Source organism: Rhodococcus sp. IEGM1428, from assembly GCF_050321865.1.
Taxonomy (GTDB): domain Bacteria; phylum Actinomycetota; class Actinomycetes; order Mycobacteriales; family Mycobacteriaceae; genus Rhodococcoides.
The window spans coordinates 557,419-580,243 of record NZ_JBNQFW010000002.1 but is presented as its reverse complement, the minus strand read 5'-3'; the positions used below and the strand labels follow the sequence as shown (position 1 = coordinate 580,243).

Sequence of the window (22,825 nt, the reverse complement as noted above, 5' to 3'; positions counted from 1 at the left end):
CCTCACATGTGAGCGAGCACGTTCACCACATTGCCGCCCGCATCGCGGAAGAAGAATCGGCGTACGCCCCACTCCTCGTTGGTGATCTCGTAGACGATTTCGAGGTCCGCGTCGACTGCAGCTCTATAGGCCGAGTCGACGTCGTCCACCTCGATCGACGCCGACGGGTTCACCGGTCCGGTGGGGTCGGTGGTGATCAGACTCAGCTGCGCCGAGCTGTCGCCGGCCGGAGCAAGCGTCGCGATCCAACCGTGGTTCATGACGACCTCCATGCCGGTGACCTGAACGTACGCGTCCAGCGTCGCATCGAGATCGGTGACCGTGAGCAGGGGCATCGCGCGCACAACGTCCATGTTTGGACTGTATCGCTCAGAAAGCGTCCCCGCGGGGACGTTCGCGACGAGCATCTCGCACATGGTGGAAGATGTTTCGATGCTGACGATCAAGGTGACTCTGGCCGACATCGAACCAGCGGTGTGGCGGCGGTTCACCGTCAATTCCGACGCCACACTGCCCGAGCTACACGACGTCATCCAAGACGTCATGGGCTGGGAAGACCGACACCTGCACATGTTCTTCGTCGGCGACGATCCCTATCGAACCAGTCGACGCTACGAGATGAAGTCCGCGCTCGAGGAGTGGGACGACGGCGCCGGGACGCTCGAGGACGGCGTGCGAGTGGACGAAGTCCTCGGTGCCGTCGGGGATCGTCTCGGGTACGAGTACGACTTCGGTGACGGATAGACACACCACCTGGTCGTCGAAGAAAGATCGGCCGTTGCCGGTACTGCAACCTGCCTCGACGGCGACCGCGCCTGCCCACCCGAGGACTCCGGTGGTACGTCCGGCTACGACGAGCTGCTGAAGGTTCTCGCTGACACCGATCATCCTGAGCACAACCATATGAAGCAGTGGGCGGGCAGCTTCGAGGAGCGCTTCGCGGTGGCCGACGCGAACAACAGAATCGCGTTGCGGCGCGCCGTAACGGATTTGGCCGGCCGCGTACACGAGCGGCTACCCAAACTCGGCTCGCTTCTCGAGCGCGGGCCCCTCGAGTATCACCCCGATCTGCCCGATGTCCTCGCACGCGTCGATTTCGATGTGGCACAGGTGGACCCCGCAGCGGCGGCATCGGCAATGGATAAGTTGACGTGGATGCTGGCGCGGGTGGGCGCAGAGGGAATCACGCTCACTGCTGCGGGCTATCTCCCGCCCAGAGACATTGCTGCGATGCGTGTAGAGCTCGAGTGGGGTGCTGAATGGTTCGGAAACTCCAACCGCGAGGTGGACCATCAGCAGGTGCACTGGCTTCGGGCTGCTGTGACGCAACTCGGACTGGTTCGTGTGCTGAAGGGACGGCTACTTCGCACCCGTTTGGGCAACACCCTGGCCACCGACCCAGTCCGCCTGTGGTCGCACGCCGCGGCTCGGATGCCCTTCGGACGCGAGCAGTACGAGAAGGATGCAGGCCTGCTGCTCCTGGTGGCGGTTGCAGGGGGTTGCTCTCCGACCGAACGCAATTCGCTGATCCTTCGAAGCCTCGAGAGCATCGGATGGCGAGTCCCCGAGAGCGAAAGACGCTACGCCCAGTACCTCGCTCGACCGACCTTGGACTTCCTCACTGTGATCGGCGCTGTGCCATCGACCTTGGGTCGTGAAGGGACCGGACCGGATTGGGGACGCACTTTTGCCGTACACGCACTCGGTTTGTGAACCAGTATGAGCTACCGGACGCTCATCAGGTCACGCTGCGAGCCCTTTGCGCCGCACACGGTCACGATCGAGCGCCTCGAGCAGAAGCGGGGCCAGAGGATCAGGTACGCAGAACTTGTCGTTCACCTTGACGAGCAATCCGAGGTCGAACATCGACATGAACCGGAGTGTCGCGACGGTCTGAATCACCTTACTGTCGGACATCGTTCCCAGGACCACACCGTCGGATTCCCCCACCGGATCACCGACGAGGCTGCGCACGAGCACGGTGGTCGCCAACGCCGAGCCTGCCACGAGCTCGGACTGCACAGAATCATCGCCGGAGTCGTAGACAGGCGTCAAGCAGGATGCGTACGCCTCGACCACGGCGGCGCGAGTTCGGTCCGCGCTCGGAGACACCACCCAAGCACAGGCTTCGGGTCCGCGGGTATAGATCTGGCCCGCGTTCTCGAGGACACCGACCCTACGGGCGGTATCCAACACCGATCGATAGTTCACCATCGCCATGAAGTCAGGTTGTGTAGCGATACTGTCGAAACCAGGAATCCCAAGCGCAGCAACGATCTCGGCCGAGTCGTCCCAGTAGTCGATTCGGGCCGATGGCGCGCGGCGCTCAGTCGCAGCCCACGTTGCCAAACGTTGCAGGAGTGAGACCACTATCGGTGTACTGAGTGGGCTCGAGCGCCCCGGCGATATCGGAGAACTGGGCACCGGCGCGAATGCAGACGAGGACCCGATCTCTCTCGAGATCTCTTCGTTCTGAGATGGCGACAACCGTTCGGCGACGACGAACGTGCCGAAAAGATCGATGGCGCGGCGAATCTCGTCGCGCTCCCACGGCGACCGTTCATACTCATCGAGGTCGAAGTACTCGTGATCATCGAGACAGAACATGTCGATCGGAAAATCTGCGCCGTACACGCTCACGTTCCGCTCGCGGACCGACCGATCGACTGTCATAGCTGTCGCGAAAGCCGTCAACTGATCTGCGACCCAGGCATTCTCGACCAGCCAATCGGAGAAGTGGAGAAGGGCGCTCGGCCAGAAAAGAGGTTCCCTTTCACGCTGAGCCTGACTGTGGGCCTCGCGACTGGTCTTTCTGCTACGCGATCTGCGGTTGCTCATGATGTCCCCCCGGATGTGTGTGGTCGAGAGAGTAGGCGAGGGGTACGACAAGCGAGCGGAGGCCGGCGAGTCGCTGCTGATTACGGTCGCAGGACGACCGAGCATCTTGTTGGGTCCGGCAGAGCGAAGACAATGGAACAACTTCGTCGACGTAGCCGACGTCTCGACTCGGAACACGACCCGGCCCTTGCGGGCGATCTGATCCACGGTGCTCGGCCGATGACCCGAAAGTCGAGGATCTTCGAGGCATCGAAGAACTGGTCCAGATCGGCACCCCCTGAAACCATCGATTCGTTCACCCCGACGACATGTGCGGTTCCCACAACACACGTCAGCGCGTCGGTTACGGTCGGAAGCATGAGCAGCTTCCGTGCTCGATATTTCTCAGGAGAAGTCTGAAGTGAACATCGTTTCTCGCGTCGCCGCCGGTGGAATCCTCGGTCTCGCAGCTGCTCTCACCCTTGCGTCCTGCTCCGAACCTGCGGCCCCCGAGGCCGGCGGAGACGGTGCCAGCGGCACCCTCACGGTGTACACCTCGGAGCCACAGGCCAAGATCGATGCTCTCAACGCCGAGTTCACCGCCGAGAATCCGGGCATCGATGTGCAGGTGTTCCGCGCGGGCACCGGCGATCTCAACGCGCGCATCGCCTCCGAACGGCAGACCGGTTCCATCGGTGCCGACGTACTACTCGCCGCAGACGCTCCGACGTTCGAGAAGTACAAGGCCGACGACCTGCTGCTGCAGTACACCCCGGCCGACGTCGATGCGCTCGATCCCAACGTCGTCGATCCCGACGGCTACTACGTGGGCACCCGCATCATCCCGACGGTCATCGCCTACAACACCGGGGCCGTCTCGCAGCCACCGACGTCGTGGAAAGAACTGGCCGATCCCCAGTACAAGGGCAAGATCACGCTGCCCAATCCCGACGTGTCCGGCGCCGCAGCGTTCAACACCGCGGTGTGGCTCGGCCAGGAAGACCTCGGGCTTCCGTGGCTCACCGACCTCGTCGCCAACGAACCCGTGGTCGCCGAGAGCAACGGCCCCGTCGCTCAGGCGGTTGCCGCAGGCACCCAGCCGGTCGGGATCGTCGTCGACTACCTGGTGCGCGAGCTGGCCGAGAAGGGCTCGCCCATCGCGGCGTCGTATCCCACCGACGGTGTCCCGTACATCTCCGAGCCGGCCGGCATCTTCAAGGACTCGGCCAACCAGGAGGCTGCACAGAAGTACGTGGACTTCCTGGTCAGCAAGCGCGGTCAGGAGATCGCCGTCGAACAGCAGTACCTGCCGGTCCGGTCCGATGTCGGCACGCCCGAGGGCGCGCCCTCTCTCGACGACATCGCACTGCTGAACCCGGACCTCGACACGATCACCGCCTCGCAGCCCGATGCCGTCGCCACGTTCAACGATCTTCTTGGCTGACCGCGTCACCTGGGTACGCGCCTGCCTGTGGCTGGCCGTCCTGGCTCTGATCGGCGCACCGTTGGCCGCGGTTGTCTCGATCGGTCTGGGTGGCAACCACATTCAGGAGCTGCTCGACGGCGGAATCGCCTCGGCGGCGGCCAACAGCGTCGTATCTGCAGGTCTGTCGGCGGCCGCTGCGGTGGCGATCGCGACCATCATGGCCCTCGTTCTCGATCGCATCGATCTGCCCGGTCGCTCGGTACTACGTCTGATTCTGCTCAGCCCGTTGCTGATTCCGCCGTTCGTCGGCGCGATCGCGTGGACGGGCCTGCTGGGCCCGAGCGGAATGATCAACTCGTTCTGGAACGAGACGTTCGGCGGCGGTCCGCTGTGGAACATCTACGGCGGCGACGGGGTGATCTTCCTACTCACGGTCCATTCGTACCCGCTTGCGTACCTGATCATTTCGGCCGCGCTCCGACGCGTACCCGGTGATCTGGAACAGGCGGCTCGCATTGCCGGAGCATCTCCGTTCCGAGCCATGCGCGACGTCACGCTGCCACTGCTGCGACCGGCCCTGCTGGCGTCACTGACGTTGACGGCCGTATCCAATCTTGCGGATTTCGGCATTCCTGCCCTGATCGGCTTGCCCGAGCGCTACGTCACGCTCTCGACCATGGTGTACCGATACATCCAGTCGGGCACCGTCGATCGACCGCTCGAAGTGGTCTCGACCATCGGCATCGGACTCCTCGCGCTCGCCGTGGTCGCAGTCGCGATCGATCGCATTCTCGGTCGCCGATCGATTCAGTTGGACGGCGCAGTCACGGCCCCACAGTTACTTCCGCTGGGCCGCAGTCGAATTCCAGCAGGCGTCGCTGCATGGATCCTTGGGCTGGCCCTGACGGTGCTGCCGATCCTGGCGCTGGCAACTCAGGCATTGTTGCCGGCCCCCGGCGTACCGCTCACCTGGGGAAACCTCACGCTGCAGAGTATCGAAAGTGCCGTCACCGCACCGGGAACCCTGGTGGGCATTCAGAATTCGGTGACGCTGGCCCTCGGGGCGGCTCTCGTCTGCGGATTCCTCGGCTTGGCCATCGGCGTGCTCACCACCCGCACCCGATCTCGCGACAACATCGGCCTCGACCTGGCTGCCATGCTGCCGCAGGCAATTCCCGGCCTGGTCATCGCCGTCGGTTGGTTGATCATCGGACGCTACACCGGACTGTTCGACACCAAGTGGGTCATCCTGTGCGCCTACGTCATGGCGTTCCTCGCGATCGTCGTCCAAGCCGTCCGTGCGCCACTGAGTTCCACGCCGACGGCCCTCGAAGAAGTCGCGAGATCCTCCGGCGCATCACATCTTCGGTCGCTCTGGGACGTGCCGTGGAAGATGGCGATCCCCGCCGCAGTCACCGGAGCGGTGCTCGTAGCCCTCACTGCAGTGCGCGAGCTGACCATGTCGGTGCTCCTCGTTGCTCCGGGCACACAGACCCTCGGCGTATCCATATTCAACCTGCAGCAGGCCGGCGACTACAACGCCGCCTCTGCACTGTCCCTACTCGTCGCGCTCGTCGGATTCGCTGGTCTGGGCCTGGTCGCCTCCACCCGAGCCGGACGCCCGCAAGTCCGACGCCGATAAGAAGGAATCCGATGTCTGCCATCACGATCGAACATCTCGGCCTCCGTTACCACGACGGCACGGTCGGCGTGGAGGGAATCGATCTCGACATCGCCGACGGAGAGTTCGTCGCACTCGTCGGACCGTCGGGCTCGGGGAAGACCACGCTGCTGCGCACTGTCGCCGGCTTCCTCACGCCGACCGCCGGTTCCATCTCCATCGGCCCGGATGTTGTGGCAAGCAAACACGTTTCGACGCCTCCCGAGGCTCGCAAGCTCGGGATGGTGTTCCAGCAGCATGCACTGTGGCCGCACCGCACCGTCGGCCGAAACGTCTCCTACCCGCTCGAATTGGCCAAGGTATCCAAATCGGAGCGTACGAAGAAGGTAGCCGACGTGCTCGAGCTCGTCGGGCTGCCGGGGCTCGAGAAGCGGGACCCGGCAACTCTCTCCGGTGGCCAGCGGCAACGCGTTGCGCTCGCTCGCGCCCTGGTCTCGTCGCCGCGGGCGCTGCTCCTGGACGAGGCACTCTCGGCGTTGGACGAGCCGCTGCGCGATCGGCTTCGTCTCGAACTCCGATCTCTGACGCGCGCAGCAGGGTTGACCGTCGTACATGTGACGCACGATCGCACCGAGGCCCTTGCCCTCGCAGACCGGGTGGTCGTCCTCGATCAGGGCACCATCGCGCAGGTCGGTACACCCGAGGACGTGGTGCGTGCCCCGAAGTCGGCGTTCGTCGCCCGCTTCCTGTCCGACGCCACCCTCGTCGACGGTACCGTTGCCCACGGCACCTTCACCTCCGGCTCCCTCACACTGGCATCCGACGGCACCGGACCCGGGACACTCGCGGTCCTGCCGACCGACATCGAGATCGTGTCCGACGGCGACATCAGTGGCACCGTGACCTCCTCGCTGTTCGGACGTGATGCCAGCGATGTGCTGGTGCGCAGCGGCGACGTCGACTTCCGCATCTCGGTTCGCGGACCGCGCCCGCAGGTGGGCGAGACCGTCGCCATGACCGTCCGGCGGTCGTTCTTCTACGCGCACTGAACACTCTCGACCGCGGATCGTTCGCCCCCCCGAGCCCCAGCAGACCCGTCACTGTGATTCACCAGACAGGAATATTATTTGCTTAGCGCATGTATGTATATATATGGTTGCAGACAGCAAGTAAATCGAACTCAGTGTTGGAGTACTCATGGCAGTTCAATCCACGACAGCGGAGTCGCTGGTCGAAGAGGTTTTCCTCTTCGGGCGCACGCTGAAGCGGGCCGTGACCACCGGAGTCGAGGATTCACCGTTGCCGCAGGCGCTGACCGGAGTTCTGGCCATCCTCGCGACCGAAGGTGAATGCAGACAGACCGACCTCGCCAGCAGGCTCTGCGTCAGCCAGTCCGCCCTCAGCCGGCAGATCGCGGACCTCGTCGACCTCGGCTACATCGATCGGCATCCCGATCCGGACGACCGAAGGGCGTCCCGGGTCTGCGTGTCGGACGAAGGTCAGGCTCGACTGAAACAGATTTGGGACAGGCGAGCACGACGCCTGGCAGAGATGTTGAGCGAGTGGAGTGAAACCGAGGCACTCGATGCCCTCGATTCCATCCGCAAGCTCAACGACACGTTCACCGAAGACGCCCACGCCCAGCACCAGGACGTGGCCCGCATTGAATTGATTGCGAGATAAGACATGACCACAACAGCGGAGAATCCGCCCAATCAGGCAGTCGCCGATCCCGATGCAATGTCGCATCGCCAGATCCTCGAGGCCCTCACCGGTCTGCTGGCCGCGCTGTTCACCGCGCTGCTGAGCACCACCATCGTTTCGACCGCACTCCCGACCATCATCGGTGACCTGAAGGGCTCGCAGACCGCGTACGCCTGGGTCATCACCACCGCACTGCTGGCCAACGCCGCGTCGACGCCCATCTGGGGCAAGCTCGCCGACCTGTTCAACAAGAAGGTCCTGGTTCAGAGCGCGATCGTCATCTTCGTCGCCGGCTCGCTGATCGCCGGCTTCGCCCACAACGTTCCGCTGCTGCTCGCCGCTCGTGTGGTGCAGGGCATCGGCATGGGCGGTTTGACGGCACTCGTCATCGCCATCATCGGCACCATCGTCTCCCCGCGTGATCGCGGTCGCTACTCGGGTTACACCGGCGCTGTCATGGCCGTGTCGATGTCCGGTGGCCCCATCCTGGGCGGCGTCATCGTGGACAGCCCCCTCGGCTGGCGCTGGTGCTTCTTCGTCTGCGTGCCGCTCGCTGTCATCGCCCTCGGCCTGCTGCAGAAGACACTGCACATCAAGACCGTCCGCAAGGACAACGTCTCCATCGACTGGCTCGGCGCACTGCTGCTGACCGCCGGCGTTTCCGTTCTCCTCGTGTGGGTTTCGTTCGCAGGCAAGGCGGACTACTACGACTGGATCTCCCGTGAGACCGCTTACCTGGTCGGCGGCGGAGTTCTGCTGCTCGTCCTGACGATCATCGTCGAGGCTCGGCACAAGTCGCCGATCATCCCGCTCAAGATCGTCACCGAGCGCACCACCGGCCTGGCCATCGTCGCGTCCATCGCCGTCGGTGTCGGCCTCTTCGGAGCCACCACCTTCCTCGGCCAGTACTTCCAGACCGCTCGCGGCTACACCCCCACCGAAGCCGGATTGCTCTCGATCCCACTGGTGTTCGGCATGCTCGTCGCCTCCGTCGGCTCGGGTCAGCTCATCACCAAGTTCGGAAAGTGGAAGCCGTTCATCGTCACCGGTTCCGTTCTGCTGGTCGTCGGATTCCTGCTCCTGGGCACGATCGATCACGCCACCAGCCTGGTCACGGTCGGCATCTTCATCACCATCGTCGGCCTGGGTACCGGCATGCTGATGCAGAATCTCGTTCTCGCAGTGCAGAACACGGTCAGCGTGCAGAACGTCGGTGCGGCATCGTCGACGGTCGCCTTCTTCCGTACCTTCGGCGGCGCGATCGGCGTCTCGGTTCTCGGTTCGCTACTCGCAACCCGGGTCGCCGAGAAGTCGGCCAGCGGCTTGGCGCAGCTCGGCGTGGACAGCTCGGCCAGCGGCGGCGGGTCGCTCGATCTGACGTCACTGCCCGCACCGATCGTCAGCGTCATCCGCACCGCCTACGGTGATGCGACAGGACGCATCTTCATGATCGCCGGCTTCGTTGCAATCGTCACGCTGATCGCAGTGATCTTCATTCCGAATCGTCCACTGCGCCAGACGATCGACATTGCCTCGACTCCCGCAACAGGACCGGTGGAGGAGTCGAAGGATCAGTTCGCCGAGATCCCGTCCTTCGGTGCAACTCAGGAGTACGTCTCGACCGACTACGAGACAGAGTACGAAAGCGATCGTCGCATCGAGAGTGGTCGCATCAAGAGTCGCCGCATCGAGGGTCGGCACGAGGCCCAGCCGGGGCAGCGACCCTTCGAGGGTCTGAGCACCGACGCACGTGATCGACTACTCGCCCTGCTGTTGCCCGAGCCCAAGGACACGTTGGCCGCACTCGACGAGGCCGAGACCATTCGCGCCGAAGTTGTTGCACTGCAACAGGAACTCGACGCGAAGATGATCGACTTCGACGCAGTGTGCGAGCGGCTTCGTCGCCTCGGACTCAGCGAGGAGCAGATCGCTCGGGTGTTGGGAGACAACCACATTCCCGACAGCCGCAATCACTATGCGAATGCCGGACTGAACGGCCACAGCGTCAACTAGGCCCAGCACGAAGAAGAATTCCCCGCACCCCGTCAGGAGTGCGGGGAATTTTCGTTCTCTATGCTGGCAGAACAGACCGCCCACCTTTTTCCCGGGAGCACCTTCCATGACACGTCGTTCCCAGTTGTCCGCCGCCGCGGTGCTCCTGGCAGCAGCCATCGCCTGCGCGGCGTGCGCGGCCGAGAAACAGCCGCCTCCGGCCGGCACACCGGTCGACGGTGCCACCGGCGCGGCACCCGGTCTGGGATGGACCCTGTCGCCCTCGGACCTCGACGTGTCGGACGGGCAATTCCGCGATCCCGTGCGAGGCAGCACGACCGACTCGATGGAATCCGGCTCCATCACCGACGGGTCTACGGTCGTCACCCTCTTCGGCCGTCCGGACGGACGGGAGTACCTCGACGCCGCCCTGGTGGGTCTCGACATCGCTGACGGCGCGGTGCGCTGGCGTGTTCCCGCGGACGACATCGTGGGTTGCGGCAAGGAATTCGTCGACGGACAGATCGTTTGCTATCGCAGCAACGGCAGCTCGGATTCCGAGATCCTCACTGTCGACGGCGAATCCGGAGAATCGGCCACTCGTGACGCAGCATTTCCCATCACGAATCTGACGACGTCCGGCGGCCGCGTCTACACCTCGCATGCGGCGGACGAGGGTGCCGAGCCAACAGTATCGCGCGGCACCGCGGACGCTCTCGACGCCGACTGGTCGGTGCAGTTCGACTCGGCGCAGTCGCTTTACGCCTCCACGCTGCACACGGAGAACGGAATCGGACTGTTCGACGACGATCAGGGTCTGTTCGCCTTCGACCTCGACACCGGCGACAACCTCTGGTCCAGAACAGCACCCGACTGCGCCCGGTCCGGCACTGCCTCGCTCGACGGCAGAGTTCGGGTGGTACGCACCGACTGCGCCGACCCCAGCACGGTCACGGGCTCGGAGGTCGTCGATACCGAAGGAACCGCGCTCGCTGCAACGGATTCCGTCACCCTGCAGCAACCGACATTCGATTCCCCGGCCGAGTCGGTAGCAACACTTCTCGGCACCGGCGGATACCGACCGTCGATTCCCGATCCGGTGTGGACCAACGACGGTCTGGTCTGGGCCGTTCCAGCAGACATCTCCCAACCCGCCGCGAGTTTCCTGAAAACGAACGGGCTCGCCTATGCCGTCGCAGGTTCGGTGGCGCTGCTCCGCAACAACGACACGGCCACCGAATCCGCAATCGACCTCGACACCGGAGCCACGTTGTGGAGTCGCGAGTCCGGCGGATTCGCCGAGGTCGGCGCACTGGACGGCGACGTCGCCACTCTCTTCGGCCCCGAGGTACTACGAGGCATCGACGTCAGAACCGGAAACACCGTGTGGGACATACCCACGACTGCACTCGACGACGAGGGAATCGATCTGCAGTCGTGGCCGACGTTCGATCGAGTCGATGCCGACTCGATCGACTTCGACTCGATCTACAGCAGGGCCCTGAGCATCTCGGTCCTACGGAAGACGTAGAACCGCCTCGTCGTCGAGGTTGCGCGTCCTGTCTACCGACCCGGGATGTACTTCAGCGCCTTGACGAACGGCGGCATGATCTTCGCCCACAACTTCGGCGGAAGTCCCCGCGGTCCGCCGAGATTGAGCAGACGCGTCGTAGCGATCGTCTGCGATTCCGTGTACTTGAGCAGGCCCTCGGTGCCGTGCCTGCGGCCCATTCCGGACACGCCCATGCCGCCCATCGGCGCACCGGTGGTTCCCCACGTCGGCGCGTAGCCCTCGTCGACGTTGACGGTGCCCGAATGCAGCCGCGCCGCAATGGCTTCGCCCTGCGCCTTGGTCTTGGCCCACACGCTGGCGTTGAGTCCGTACTCGGTGTCGTTGGCCTTCTCGATCGCCTCGTCGACGTCGGTGACGGGGTAGATCGAGACCAGCGGGCCGAAGGTTTCGGTTGCCGCGCACTCCATGTCCTCGGTGACGTTGGCCAGTAGCGTCGGCTCGTAGAACAGCGGGCCGATGTCGGGGCGAGCCTTGCCGCCTGCGATCACGGTCGCGCCCTTGACCTTTGCGTCGTCGACGTGAGACGAGACGGTCTTGATCTGGTCCTCGGAGATGAGGCTTCCCATTTCGACGCCGAATTCGTAGTCGGCTCCGAGGGTCATGTTGCGTACCCGCTGACCGAACTTCTCGGTGAACTCCGCGGCGATGGACTTCTCGACGTAGATACGTTCGATGGAGATACAGAGCTGACCGGAGTTGGAGAAGCAGGCGCGGACGGCCGCGTCGGACACCTCCCGAAGGTTGGCCCCCTTGGCCACGATCATGGCGTTCTTTCCGCCGAGCTCGGCCGAGAACCCGATGAGACGACGTCCCGCCTGCTCGGCCAGCAGCTGCCCGGTGGCGGTGGAGCCGGTGAACATGACGTACTCGGTGTTCTCCACCAATGCGGTTCCCACCACCGAACCCGGACCCGGCACCACGGCGAACAGGTCGCGGGGAAGACCTGCCTTGTAGAGCAGTTCGACACAGGCGAGGGCGCAGTACGGCGTCTGGCTGTCGGGCTTGAGTACCACTCCGTTGCCGGCCAGCAGAGCCGGAATGGCGTCGGACACTGCGAGGGTCATCGGGTAGTTCCATGGGGAGATGATCCCGACGATTCCCTTGGGCTGGTATCGAACTCGCGTCTTGGTCAGCACCGGCAGCATTCCGGTGACCTTCTTGGGTGCCAGCAGCTTCGCGGCGGTGCGCGCGTAGTGCCGCGAGGTCATCGCGATGTCGAGAACTTCCTCGAGAGCCGCGGCGCGGGACTTGCCGGTCTCGGCCTGCGCCATGTCCATCAGCTCGTCGCGGTGGGCGAGCACCAGGTCTCGGTAGCGGTGGAAGATCTCCGCACGCTCGGACACCGGGCGCTTGGCCCATGCCGCCTGAGCTGCGCGTGCGCGTGCAATCGCTGCCGTCGCATCAGCAGCGGTACCGACCGGGATGGTCGCCAGCTCCTTGCCGGTGAACACCTCGGTGATGGTTTTCGTCGGCCGCGATTCGGCGTCGGGAATGGCGATGAGATCAGCGAGCCGAGAGAAGGTCGAGGCGGACGGTGCAGGCATTTCGATGTCCCTACTGGTGAGTAGTGTTCGGAGTAACAGACAACCTACATGGTCTTCGGCTCAGTTCACAGGGTCGAAGTCGGCCTATCCTGTGGCACGATGGGCAGTGGTCTACCGGACGTCGGGGCGTACGGAGCTACTGGGGTGGGAAATACATGCGCAAGGCATTCGTTTTGGCCGGAGCTGCAGCATTGATGCTGTCGTTCGCAGGGTCGGCCCAAGCAGATCCACTTCAGGACTTCATCTCGCCGCCGAGCGATCCCGCTGCGTATCTCCCCACCTCACTCGGTGATCCATGGTTCGATCCGCCTGCCGGATACGAGAATCTCCAGCCGGGGGCAGTGCTCAACCGTCGTGATGTCGCGGTGACGCCCGGGGCGTCGTCGGTGCAGTTGCTCTTTCGCTCGACCGACTCCAAGAACCAGCCCATCGCGGCGGCGACGACGGTGCTGACTCCCGTCGCACCGTGGACCGGAGGCGGTGACCGGCCCGTCATCGCATACAACGAGGCAACGGACTCGCTCGGAAACAAGTGCGCGCCGTCGTACACCCTCCCGCGGGGCAACAACAAGGAGATCGATCAGGTACGGATTCTGCTCGATCGCGGCTACACCGTGGTCGTCACCGATTATCAAGGCCCTCGGCAGGCCTACTCGGCCGGTCTCGTCTCCGGACACACCGTGCTCGACGGCATCCGCGCCGCCCAGAGCGTAGGAGTGGGCGCGGATGCACCGATCGGCATCACCGGCTACTCCGGCGGTGCCATCGCCTCGGGTTGGGCAGCGCAGCTTGCTCCCGAATACGCACCGGAGTTGAACATCGCCGGCGTCGCGTTCGGCGGTCCGCCGACCGACTACAAGATTCTGCAGACCTCGTTGAACGGTCAGATCGGATCGGGCCTGTTCACAGCGGCGACAATCGGACTGTCCCGGGAGTACCCCGAGATGCGGCAGCTCGCCAACGACAACGGCAAGCGACTGGCACTGGCGCAGAAGGATCAGTGCGTAGATGTGTTGTCCTACACGGGACTACTGCTGTTGGACCAGCGAAACCTCTCCAGCGTCCCTGATGTCTTCGAGCATCCGATCACCAAGACCGTCGTCGAGGAAAACCGGATGGGCCAGCAGAAGCCGGACGCACCGGTGTACATCTACCAGGGCCTGCAGGACTTCCTCATCCCCAAGGAAGGTGCCGAGGCCGTGCAGGACCAGTGGTGCGCCGCAGGCGCTTCGGTCCATCTCGAAGAGGTTCCGGGAGATCACACACTCGCCCAGTCCAACGGCCGTCCCGGCGCATACGATTGGCTCGCGCAACGCCTCGCCGGCGTGCCCACCTCCGGCTGCGAACGCGTCGTCAATTAGCAGCTTGACCCTCACGCCACGGGAGGCAGCACAGTGTCCTTCGTGAGTGATTCGTCCGCGAACGGTTCGGCAGGCATGCAGGTCGGCGCGGTCTCGAAGTTGGTGGGTGTCAGCGTCAGGACGCTGCATCATTACGACGAGATCGCGTTGGTCGTGCCGTCGGGGAGAACCCCGAAGGGCTATCGGACGTATTCGTCGGCCGATGTCGAACGGCTGCATCAGGTACTGACCTACCGCGAACTCGGGTTTCCGCTCGAGGTCATCGCAGCGTTGCTCGACGATCCGGCGGTCGATGCCATGGCGCATCTGCGTCGGCAGCGAGAGTTGTTGAACGAGCGGATCGATCACTTGCACGCAATGGCTGCGGCCGTGGACAAGATGATGGAGGCGAAGAAGATGGGTATGCAACTGACCCCCGAGGAACAGCGCGAGATTTTCGGAGACAACTGGCCCGGCGAGGAGTACGCCGAGGAGGCCGAGCAGCGTTGGGGCGAGACCGACGAGTGGAAGCAGTCGCAGCAGCGAACGGCGTCGTTCACCAAGGACGACTGGAAGGCCGTCAAGGAAGAGACGGACCTACTGGAAGCGGATCTCGCGACCGCGATGCAGCGGGGTGTGTCGCCGGATTCCGCCGAGGCCGGGGAACTGGCCGAGCGTCATCGGGCATCGATCGAGCGTTACTACGACTGCGGTTACGAGATGCAGGTGAACCTGGCGGAGATGTACATCGCCGACGAGCGATTTGCCAAGCACTACAACGATATCGCCGACGGTTTGGCGCAGTATCTCCGTGACGTCATCGTCGCGAACGCTGCTCGTCAGGGTTGACGCGTCTCGTTCCGCACCTCTCGTCGGAATCCGCACCTCCTGCAGGGGGTGCGGATTCCGACCCGGGTCGTAGATGTCCGGGCGAACGCTGCTCGTCAGGGTTGGCACGAGCCATCGCGGACCGCTCGTGTGCGGTCGATCCACCCCAGACTCCATGCCTTTCGTCCGTGTCGAGTGCATGTTGCAGACAGCGCGCGATCACAGGGCATCGATCGCACACGAGCTTGGCCTGTCGCTCCAGGTTTCTCAACGAGTATCCCCGCAGCCCCAGGGGCGGGTAGAACATCGAGACCGGCATCGAGCGGCAGGCAGCATTCATCTGCCAATCCCACTGTTCGGAGATCGGTTGCAGTGCTTGCGCTTTCATTCATCCCCCACTGGTCAGAATCTCAGCAGCCCACGAGCATTGCTCGACGTCGCCGCGCGCCAGTTCTCGAGTCCGCCGTTCGCAGCACCGGCGTCGAGTGATCGCAATTGCTCCTGCACGCCGCTGATCGGCGTGAAGCAGTAATCACTGCCGTACACCAGACGATCGGGTCCGACGGTGGACAGCAGCGCGGGCAGCTGCCGTGGAACCGGCGTTCCGGCGAGGTCGAACCACAAGCGCTGCAGTACATCCGGCGTCGTCGGCGTCCCCAGGCCGACCTGCGTCCGGAAGAAGTCGACCCTGTCCGCCAGTAGCGGCAGTACTCCGCCGCCGTGCGTGAACACCCAACGGATGTTCGGGAATCGGTCGACCACACCCAACAGAATCAGGTCGACGACGGTCCGCGCTGTGTCGAAGAGGAATTCGATCATCGGTGCCGGACGCCCGAGAGATACCGCAGCGGAATTCGGCGGCGAAGTCGGATGCACGAACACGACTGCCGATCGCGCATCCAACGCGGCGAGCAGTGGCGTCAGCACGGCGTTGCCCAGGTACATCCCGCCGGCGTTCGACATCACCGTCACTCCGTCGGCACCGAGCTGATCGAGCGCACGGATTGCCTCGACCGTCGAGTCGACGACGTTCGGTAGCGGTAGCGATGCGAAAAATCCGAGTCGGGGTTGGCTCGCGACAACACCGGCCCCGAAGTCGTTGACGCGTCGGGCGAGATCGGCCGCCTTGCCGTCGTCGCCGAAATGCACTCCGGGCGACGAGACGGACAGGATCGCTCTGTCGATGCCGCAGCCGTCCATCATCTGCAGGTGTTCGCCCACCGACCAGCTCGGCCACTTCGGCATGCCGTCGGGAAATGCGATGCCCGACGCGAGAGCCTCTCGCAGGTAGAAGTCGGGAACCATGTGAGAGTGGACGTCGATCACCCCGCCGGAGCCTGGAGCGGGCGATGCCGATCCCGGGGCCGACGTCATCGCCGAGAGGGCGACACCGGAGATCGTCGCGGCACCGAGCGCTCCGAGCAGGGTTCTGCGATCGATCACAGTCGAAGTCCTTCTGTCGGCATCCGTAACTGACGCTATCGTCACATATGAGATAAACCGCAGTCAACGGTGAGATCTACCAACGAAGACAGGACTAGCATTGCGCGATGACCACCGAACGTACGACGCCCACCCCGCTGCAGTTTCTGGGCTATTCGTTCGGACGCACCCTGCCCGAGTCGATGCAGGACTGGGTTCGCAAGGATCTCGTGGGCAACGGTGCGCAGGTCCGCTACATCGCCCGATTCATCGTGCCGATCATTCCGCTACTACTGCTGTTCCTGCTGATTCCGGGTCCGCTGTGGATGTCACTCGCGATGATGTCGCTGCTGTTCATCCCGCTGGTCTACTTCTCGATTGCCCTGATGAACGTCTATCGGCGGCATCGTCTGCTGATCCACGGCCTCGACCCGCAACTGATCAACGCCAAGGCGCAGAGCCGCGTCGACCGCACTCGCGACGACTACGAACGGCGTCACGGCCGGGGCTGATGGGCGAGCGATAGTCTGTGCCGCATGACTTCACCTGTGGAATTCAAGGCAACAGCTGATCTGGCCGACGAGATCGGTCCCGAGATCCGCAGCTGCGACACCCAGTTCATCCAGTTCGGCAAGCACACCGAGTTCGCGGGACCGATTACCACCATCCGCTGCTTCCAGGACAACTTGCTGGTCAAGCAGACGCTCAGCGAGCCCGGCAACGGTGGCGTCCTGGTGGTCGACGGCGATGCCAGTGTTCACACCGCCCTCGTCGGCGACATCATCGCCGGCCGCGGAGTCACCAACGGCTGGGCGGGTGTCATCGTCAACGGTGCGGTGCGCGACTCCGCGATTCTGCGCACACTCGACATCGGCGTCAAGGCGCTGGGGACCAACCCGCGCAAGAGCACGCAAACCGGCTCGGGTGAGAAGAACGTTCCGGTCAGCTTCGGCGGCGTCACGTTCAACCCGGGCGAGATCGTCTACAGCGACCACGACGGCGTCGTCGCGGTCTAGCAGCCCACTCGGCGGCAGGCCGTAATGCCTGCCGCCGTAGTGCTGTTACTTCACGAACGCGAGCAGCGCGTCGTTCACTTCCTGGAAGTGCGTCCACAGCAGTCCGTGGGGTGCGCCCTCGACCTCGACGTACGTGGCCTCGGGGAATGCCTGGTGGAACGGACGTCCCGTCGAATCGATCGGCAGGATGTTGTCCGCGGTTCCGTGCAGGATCAGCGTGGGCTTGCCGGATTCACGTACCTTCGCAACATCTGCGCGGAAGTCCTCGAGCCAGGTGGGCACCACGGCGTAAGCCGCGACGGGCGCGCTGGTAGTGGCGGTGTTCCAGCTCGCGCGCACTGTGGCCTCGCTGATGCGGGTACCGAGGTTCTCGTCGAGGTTGTAGAAGTCCTTGTAGAAATTCTCGAACCAGGTGAACCTGTCTTCGCGGGCCGCGGTCTCGATGCCGTCGAACACCGACTGCGGAACGCCGGTGGGGTTGTCGTCGGTCTGCAGCAGGAACGGCTCGAGGGATGCGAGGAACGCGAACTTGGCCACGCGGTCGGTGCCGTACTTCGCGGCGTACCGAGCTAGTTCCCCTGTGCCCATGGAGAATCCGACCAGGATGACATCGTTGAGATCAAGCTCGGTGAGCACCTTGTCCAGGTCTGCAGCGAAGGTGTCGTAGTCGTATCCGACGGTGGGCTTGCTCGACTGCCCGAACCCACGGCGGTCGTAGGTGATGACGCGGTAGCCGGCGTCGAGTAGTGCGCGCGACTGACGTTCCCAGGAGTTGCCGTCGAGCGGGTAGCCGTGGATGAGCACGACGGGTTGGCCGGTGCCGTGATCCTCGTAGTAGACCTCGACGGGGGTGGAGTTCTCGGTTCCGACGTTGATGTACGCCATGATCCTGCCTTCCTGTGTCCTGAACATCGAGCGGGAGAACGGTCGTTCTCCCTGCATGTCGACTACCGTAGAGAACGTTGGTTCTCTCGGCAAGGGGTAAGCGATGACCAGTACGGAAATCGGACGGGCACAGGTGGTGAACGCCGCGGACGAACTGTTCTATGCGCGCGGCATCCAGGCAGTGGGTATGGACGAATTGCGTGCCAAGGCCGGCATCTCCCTCAAGCGCCTGTACACGCTCTTTCCCTCGAAAACCGCCATCGTCGCCGAGGTTCTTCGTGGTCGCACCCAGCAGTGGACCGACGGCATCCACGCCGAAGCAGCCCTACACGGATCCCCTCGAGAGAAACTGCTGTCGATCTTCGACTTCTTGGACCACTGGTTTCGCCAGGACGACTTCCGCGGGTGCGCCTTCATCAACTCGTTCGGCGAACTGGGCGCAACCATGCCCGAGGTCGCCGACGCCGCACATCAGCACAAGAAGCGTTTCATCGAGTACGTCACCCGCTTGGCCGTCGAAGCCGGATGCGAGCCGACCGTCGGGCTGCAGATCGCCTTGCTCGCCGAAGGCGCTCAAACTACCGCAGCCATTACCGAACTGGCCGAATCTGCCACCGCAGCAAAGACTGCGGCCGGGGTGCTTCTGGATTCGAGCGGACGGTAGCGCAACCCTGGTGCGCGCAGCGCTGGACATGCCACACTCGATGTCATGAAGGCTTTCGGCTCGGCAGTTCCGATTCTCCGCATCTTCGACGACATCGAAGCGCGTGCGTTCTATCTGGACTATCTGGGCTTTTCGGTCGAATGGGAGCATCGATTCGAGCCGGATCTGCCGCTGTACATTCGCGTTTCACGCGGAGAGTGCATCCTGGATCTGTCCCAGCACTACGGCGACGGCACACCGGGATCGTCCGTCTGGATACCGATCGCGGACGTCGTGTCGTTCAATGCCGAACTGTTGCAGAAGAAAAACCCACGCAGTCGACCCGGAATCGATCGCACAGCGCCGGGTGGGCCGACCATGACCGTGATAGACCCGTTCTCGAATCATCTCAGCTTTTGCCAGGTCGACCGCTGACAGCTCTTGCCAGCCGTTGCTCGAGCGTTGTACCGTCGAATCCATGATGCACCTGCAGCCACTGACGACGACGCCGGTTTTCTTCCGGCGTCCGAAGTAGGCCTGCACCGCCCCTGTTTCGACGAACCCCGGGAGTTGTTCCCGGGGTTTTCGCGTATCTGGGCACTTCTTCTGGGCCACAGTAGAAGTGGAGTACCCATGAAGTCCGACCACAGCCCGCTCGGTCGCGAGTTGGATCTCTTTGCAACCAGCCCGGCCATCGGTGCCGGTCTACCCGTCTGGCTCCCAGACGGCGCAATCATCAGAGCGGAACTCGAGAAACTGGCAGCCGAGGAAGCAGCGCGCTCAGGCTGCCTCGGCGTGTACACACCGGTCCTGGCGAAACGCTCGCTGTTCGAGAGGTCGGGCCACTGGGACAAATTCTCGGCCGATATGTTCCCCCCGATGCGTATCGGCGGTGAGGAATTCGTTCTGCGACCGGCCAATTGCCCACACCACACCCAGGTCTTCGATGCCCGCGGGCGCAGTTTTCGCGACCTACCGTTTCGAGTATCGGAGCTGGGGTCGATGTTCCGAAGTGAACTGTCCGGTGTACTGGGCGGATTGACCAGAGTTCGACAGATCTCACTCGACGATGCGCATGTGTTCTGCACCCCTGATCAGGTTGGCGACGAAGTCCGGCTGGCTCTCGAATCCATCCAAAGATGTTACCGCGTACTGGGACTCGCTCCTTCGTTCAGGCTCTCGCTTCGAGGTAGGACTGGACGCTACCTGGGTGACGCCGCGCAGTGGAGTACCGCCGAGGGGCAGCTACGCGCGGCACTGGGTGATCGTGAGTTCACCGTCGGCTATGGAGATGCCGCCTTCTACGGGCCGAAGATAGATGTTCAGGTCGCCGGTCATCAGGAGACTGTGTCGACCGTGCAGATCGATTTCAATCAGCCCGAGCGGTTCGGCCTCGAATACACCGGGTCCGACGGTGAGAAGCACCGACCGGTGATGATCCACCGCGGCGTGCTCGGTTCGATGGAGCGTCTGACCGCGATGCTGATCGATCGCCACGCAGGTCGAATGCCACCGTGGCTCGCACCGCGGCAGGTGGCGGTGATTCCGGTGAACGCGTCGCACTCCCCACCAGCGAGCGCGCTGGTCGCCCGACTACACAATGCATCGATTCGTGCCGAGATTCTCGAGGACGGTTCCCTGGGCGCACGTATCCGGAGTGCCCGACTGCATCGTGACTCCTACATCGCGGTCATCGGCGATCGAGAGCGAGACAGTCACGCGGTCTCGGTCTCTTACCCCGCGTTGAACGCGAAGGTCGTGCTCGGCAGGGACGCCTTCGTCGAGGCGGTACAGCACGACATACATTCTCGCGCTCTGCTGCCCACCATCCCGGTCGCGGAGAATCACTGACATTTGACACTGAAATCCTTCACCGAACGACGATAGCGTCGAAGACATGAGCAAGCTACGAATCCTCGCCGCCCTCACAGTCTCGACATCCCTGCTGCTCAGTGGATGCGCATCGTCCGACGAGCCGTCAGCCGTCGAAGCGACCACCACGACGCCGTCGAGCGGGAACATCAGAACCGACGACGTGCAAGTTGCCCTGGACGCACTGGTCGACGCCGGGTCCGTCGCCGCCGTTGCGCAGGTACGCGACGGCGAGGATTCCTGGTCGGGAGCGGCCGGTCTGGTCGAGCGCGATGGCACCGAGCCTGCGTCCGCCGATTACCCGGTCCGTATCGCCAGCGTCACCAAGGCAATGGTCGCCGCAGTGGTGCTCCAGCTCGTGGACGAGGGGAAGCTCGAGCTCGATCAACAGGTCGACGAGTTGCTTCCCGGTCTGCTGCCCAGGCCCGTGACCGTTCGCCAACTACTCGATCACACCAGCGGCATACCCGATTACCTGGTCGGCTTCGACTCTGCGGAGCAGATTGCCGCACGCTCCGCAGATTCGGTTACCGACGACGAATTGATCTCCCAGGCCCTGGCCATGCCGTGGCCTAACGATCCGGGGTCCACATTCGCCTACTCCAACACCAACTACGTCCTTCTCGGTCGCATCGCAGCCGATCTCGACGGCAAGAGCATCGGACAGTCGTTGCAGGACAGGATCTTCGATCCCCTGGAGATGGCCGACACGACTTACCCCACCGACGCGGCCATCGCCGACAATGCCCTGCACGGTTACGCGCTCGAAAACGGAACCTACACCGACGTCACCGATTACGACGCGAGCATCTGGTCCTCCGGTGCCGCCGTGGTCTCGACCGTCGGCGACATGAACACCTTCTTCCGAGCATTGTTCGACGGCACCCTGATCCCGCAGAATCTGATCGACGAGATGCAGGTGGTCAGCCCCTCCGGCTACGGCCTCGGATTGCTCCTCGGCGGTGACGCATGCAATCCAGGGTCGGGCGAGCTGGTGTTCGGCAACCGCGGCAACGGTTTCGGATACCGCACATTCCAGTTCTCCAGCCCCGACGGCGGCCGTCAGGTATCGCTGGCCTGGACCACGGCGGCTCCGAATCCGGCCGCCGACCCTCTCGAGCAGCCGGCCACGGAAGCACTGATCGCCGGACTCGCGTCGACCTGCCCCACGTAACCGTCAGAGCACGCTCACCCAGCCGTGTACTTCGTCGCTGGTGAGTGCGGCCTGGTGACGCTTGCGTAGGGTCAGCGTCACCGGCCCGCTTTCCTTCGCTCCGACTGCTCGACCGTCGATTTCGTACACCGGGGCAACTCCCGCCGAGGTGCCGCACACGAAGACCTCGTCGGCGATGTACAGCTCGGTGAGGTCGACGGTGCGCTCCTGGACCGTCAGTCCTTCTTCGCGCGCCAACGTCAGGATAGTTCGACGATTGATGCCGTCGAGAATGTCGCTGGTGACGTCGGGGGTGACGAGTACGCCGTTCCGCACGAGGAAGATGTTCGCGGCACTCAGCTCGCAGACGTGGCCGTTGATGTCGAGGAAGATGCAGTCGTCGAAGCCGCTGTCGATCGCATCCTGTTTGGCCAGAACAGAATTGACGTAGGCTCCGTTCACCTTGGCGCGGGACGGAATGGCGTTGTCGGGGATACGACGCCACACACTCGTCTTCAGGCGCATCCCGTTCTGCGGGACAATGGGATTGGCGTCGTACAGAAAGATGGACACCGTGGTGTGCAGTCCGCGTACCCGCGTTCCGGGAATCGACTCGTCGACGTGGACGGTCGCCCGAACGTAGACCTCGGTCGACGGGGCATTGGCGGCAACCACGTCCCGCGTCGCCTGTACGAATCGCTCGAACGTCCACTGCGAGGCAAACGTGTCGATGCCGACGATCTTGCAGGATTCGACGAGTCGCTGATAGTGATCGAGCAACCGGAAAGCGGTACGCCGTTCACCGTCCACCTGGACCGGGAACACCGTGTAGACACTGAGCCCGTACAGGACGGCCGAGGTCGCGACACCGAGCGTCGCCTCGTGTGCGTCCACCAAGCGATCGCCGAAATACACCTTCGAGTGCGGAAGAGCCATGCGGCGATGCTAGTCGTCCGGTGAGTTCGAGCGACAACGCTTTTACTTCTCTA

General features: G+C 63.6%; 21 protein-coding genes and 1 pseudogene. 15 read left to right on the top strand and 7 right to left on the bottom strand.

The window, feature by feature from the left end; all coding sequences use genetic code 11:
* Positions 1 to 2: 2 nt before the first annotated feature.
* Complete coding sequence (locus tag ACQR3T_RS11285) at positions 3 to 353, bottom strand: VOC family protein (RefSeq protein ID WP_037152660.1); 351 nt, start codon at positions 351 to 353, stop codon at positions 3 to 5.
* Here ACQR3T_RS11285 and ACQR3T_RS11280 point away from each other — a divergent pair.
* Positions 352 to 1,713 (top strand): annotated as a pseudogene (locus ACQR3T_RS11280) (plasmid pRiA4b ORF-3 family protein). The gene ACQR3T_RS11285 and the pseudogene ACQR3T_RS11280 sit on opposite strands and share 2 nt — an antisense overlap.
* Before the next feature lie 30 nt (positions 1,714 to 1,743).
* Here the strand turns inward: ACQR3T_RS11280 and ACQR3T_RS11275 are convergent.
* Positions 1,744 to 2,838 carry a hypothetical protein gene (locus tag ACQR3T_RS11275; protein WP_428693451.1) on the bottom strand — a complete coding sequence of 365 codons (1,095 nt, stop codon included), beginning with the start codon at positions 2,836 to 2,838 and terminating at the stop codon, positions 1,744 to 1,746.
* Positions 2,839 to 3,238: 400 nt separating this feature from the next.
* On the opposite strand from ACQR3T_RS11275, the gene ACQR3T_RS11270 reads away from it, so the two are divergent.
* The 6 genes from ACQR3T_RS11270 to ACQR3T_RS11245 all read left to right on the top strand — a co-directional run bounded on the left by ACQR3T_RS11270 (position 3,239) and on the right by ACQR3T_RS11245 (position 11,091).
* Positions 3,239 to 4,261, top strand: a complete 1,023-nt coding sequence (locus ACQR3T_RS11270) for an ABC transporter substrate-binding protein (protein WP_428693450.1) — start codon at positions 3,239 to 3,241, stop codon at positions 4,259 to 4,261.
* On the top strand, positions 4,227 to 5,885 hold the full coding sequence (locus ACQR3T_RS11265; RefSeq protein ID WP_428693449.1) for an ABC transporter permease: 1,659 nt from the start codon (positions 4,227 to 4,229) through the stop codon (positions 5,883 to 5,885). The genes ACQR3T_RS11270 and ACQR3T_RS11265 overlap by 35 nt, the downstream gene beginning before the upstream one ends.
* Positions 5,886 to 5,896: 11 nt before the next feature.
* Positions 5,897 to 6,913, top strand: a complete 1,017-nt coding sequence (locus ACQR3T_RS11260; RefSeq protein ID WP_428693448.1) for an ABC transporter ATP-binding protein — start codon at positions 5,897 to 5,899, stop codon at positions 6,911 to 6,913.
* Between the two features lie 148 nt (positions 6,914 to 7,061).
* Positions 7,062 to 7,547, top strand: a complete 486-nt coding sequence (locus tag ACQR3T_RS11255; protein WP_032380909.1) for a MarR family winged helix-turn-helix transcriptional regulator — start codon at positions 7,062 to 7,064, stop codon at positions 7,545 to 7,547.
* Positions 7,548 to 7,550: 3 nt separating this feature from the next.
* Entirely contained in the window at positions 7,551 to 9,581 is a 2,031-nt protein-coding gene (locus ACQR3T_RS11250) for an MDR family MFS transporter (protein WP_428693447.1), read from the top strand.
* 106 nt (positions 9,582 to 9,687) lie between these two features.
* The gene (locus ACQR3T_RS11245) at positions 9,688 to 11,091 is read left to right on the top strand and encodes a PQQ-binding-like beta-propeller repeat protein (protein WP_428693446.1); all 1,404 of its coding nucleotides are present in this window, start codon (positions 9,688 to 9,690) and stop codon (positions 11,089 to 11,091) included.
* 32 nt (positions 11,092 to 11,123) lie between these two features.
* Here the strand turns inward: ACQR3T_RS11245 and ACQR3T_RS11240 are convergent, their stop codons facing one another.
* Positions 11,124 to 12,677, bottom strand: coding sequence for a succinic semialdehyde dehydrogenase (locus ACQR3T_RS11240; protein ID WP_032380906.1), 1,554 nt, complete (start codon positions 12,675 to 12,677; stop codon positions 11,124 to 11,126).
* Positions 12,678 to 12,832: 155 nt separating this feature from the next.
* Between ACQR3T_RS11240 and ACQR3T_RS11235 the strand changes: the two genes are divergently transcribed.
* Positions 12,833 to 14,038: a lipase family protein gene (locus ACQR3T_RS11235; RefSeq protein ID WP_428693445.1), complete on the top strand. Its 1,206-nt coding sequence runs from the start codon at positions 12,833 to 12,835 to the stop codon at positions 14,036 to 14,038.
* A gap of 75 nt (positions 14,039 to 14,113) precedes the next feature.
* The gene (locus tag ACQR3T_RS11230) at positions 14,114 to 14,866 is read left to right on the top strand and encodes a MerR family transcriptional regulator (protein ID WP_428693908.1); all 753 of its coding nucleotides are present in this window, start codon (positions 14,114 to 14,116) and stop codon (positions 14,864 to 14,866) included.
* Here the strand turns inward: ACQR3T_RS11230 and ACQR3T_RS11225 are convergent.
* Together ACQR3T_RS11225 and ACQR3T_RS11220 are read right to left on the bottom strand one after the other, a co-directional pair.
* The gene (locus ACQR3T_RS11225) at positions 14,835 to 15,185 is read right to left on the bottom strand and encodes a WhiB family transcriptional regulator (RefSeq protein ID WP_428693907.1); all 351 of its coding nucleotides are present in this window, start codon (positions 15,183 to 15,185) and stop codon (positions 14,835 to 14,837) included. The two genes, ACQR3T_RS11230 and ACQR3T_RS11225, sit on opposite strands and share 32 nt — an antisense overlap.
* Positions 15,186 to 15,247: 62 nt before the next feature.
* A complete protein-coding gene (locus ACQR3T_RS11220) occupies positions 15,248 to 16,288 on the bottom strand; it encodes an amidohydrolase family protein (RefSeq protein ID WP_428693444.1) in 1,041 nt (346 codons plus the stop codon).
* 107 nt (positions 16,289 to 16,395) lie between these two features.
* Between ACQR3T_RS11220 and ACQR3T_RS11215 the strand changes: the two genes are divergently transcribed.
* Both ACQR3T_RS11215 and rraA read left to right on the top strand, forming a co-directional pair.
* Positions 16,396 to 16,779, top strand: coding sequence for a DUF5313 family protein (locus ACQR3T_RS11215; protein WP_032401464.1), 384 nt, complete (start codon positions 16,396 to 16,398; stop codon positions 16,777 to 16,779).
* Positions 16,780 to 16,803: 24 nt separating this feature from the next.
* Positions 16,804 to 17,283: a ribonuclease E activity regulator RraA gene (gene rraA, locus ACQR3T_RS11210; RefSeq protein WP_428693443.1), complete on the top strand. Its 480-nt coding sequence runs from the start codon at positions 16,804 to 16,806 to the stop codon at positions 17,281 to 17,283.
* Between the two features lie 45 nt (positions 17,284 to 17,328).
* Here the strand turns inward: rraA and ACQR3T_RS11205 are convergent, their stop codons facing one another.
* Entirely contained in the window at positions 17,329 to 18,168 is an 840-nt protein-coding gene (locus ACQR3T_RS11205) for an alpha/beta fold hydrolase (protein ID WP_428693906.1), read from the bottom strand.
* 103 nt (positions 18,169 to 18,271) lie between these two features.
* Between ACQR3T_RS11205 and ACQR3T_RS11200 the strand changes: the two genes are divergently transcribed.
* From ACQR3T_RS11200 to ACQR3T_RS11185, 4 genes are all read left to right on the top strand, one after another.
* Positions 18,272 to 18,832: a TetR/AcrR family transcriptional regulator gene (locus ACQR3T_RS11200; protein WP_032380900.1), complete on the top strand. Its 561-nt coding sequence runs from the start codon at positions 18,272 to 18,274 to the stop codon at positions 18,830 to 18,832.
* Between the two features lie 45 nt (positions 18,833 to 18,877).
* On the top strand, positions 18,878 to 19,246 hold the full coding sequence (locus ACQR3T_RS11195; protein ID WP_428693442.1) for a glyoxalase superfamily protein: 369 nt from the start codon (positions 18,878 to 18,880) through the stop codon (positions 19,244 to 19,246).
* A 198-nt stretch (positions 19,247 to 19,444) separates the two neighbouring features.
* Positions 19,445 to 20,662 carry a threonine--tRNA ligase gene (thrS, locus tag ACQR3T_RS11190; RefSeq protein WP_428693441.1) on the top strand — a complete coding sequence of 406 codons (1,218 nt, stop codon included), beginning with the start codon at positions 19,445 to 19,447 and terminating at the stop codon, positions 20,660 to 20,662.
* 46 nt (positions 20,663 to 20,708) lie between these two features.
* Positions 20,709 to 21,857, top strand: coding sequence for a serine hydrolase domain-containing protein (locus ACQR3T_RS11185; RefSeq protein ID WP_428693440.1), 1,149 nt, complete (start codon positions 20,709 to 20,711; stop codon positions 21,855 to 21,857).
* Positions 21,858 to 21,860: 3 nt separating this feature from the next.
* Here the strand turns inward: ACQR3T_RS11185 and ACQR3T_RS11180 are convergent, their stop codons facing one another.
* Complete coding sequence (locus ACQR3T_RS11180; RefSeq protein WP_428693439.1) at positions 21,861 to 22,772, bottom strand: aminotransferase class IV; 912 nt, start codon at positions 22,770 to 22,772, stop codon at positions 21,861 to 21,863.
* Between the last annotated feature and the right edge of the window lie 53 nt (positions 22,773 to 22,825).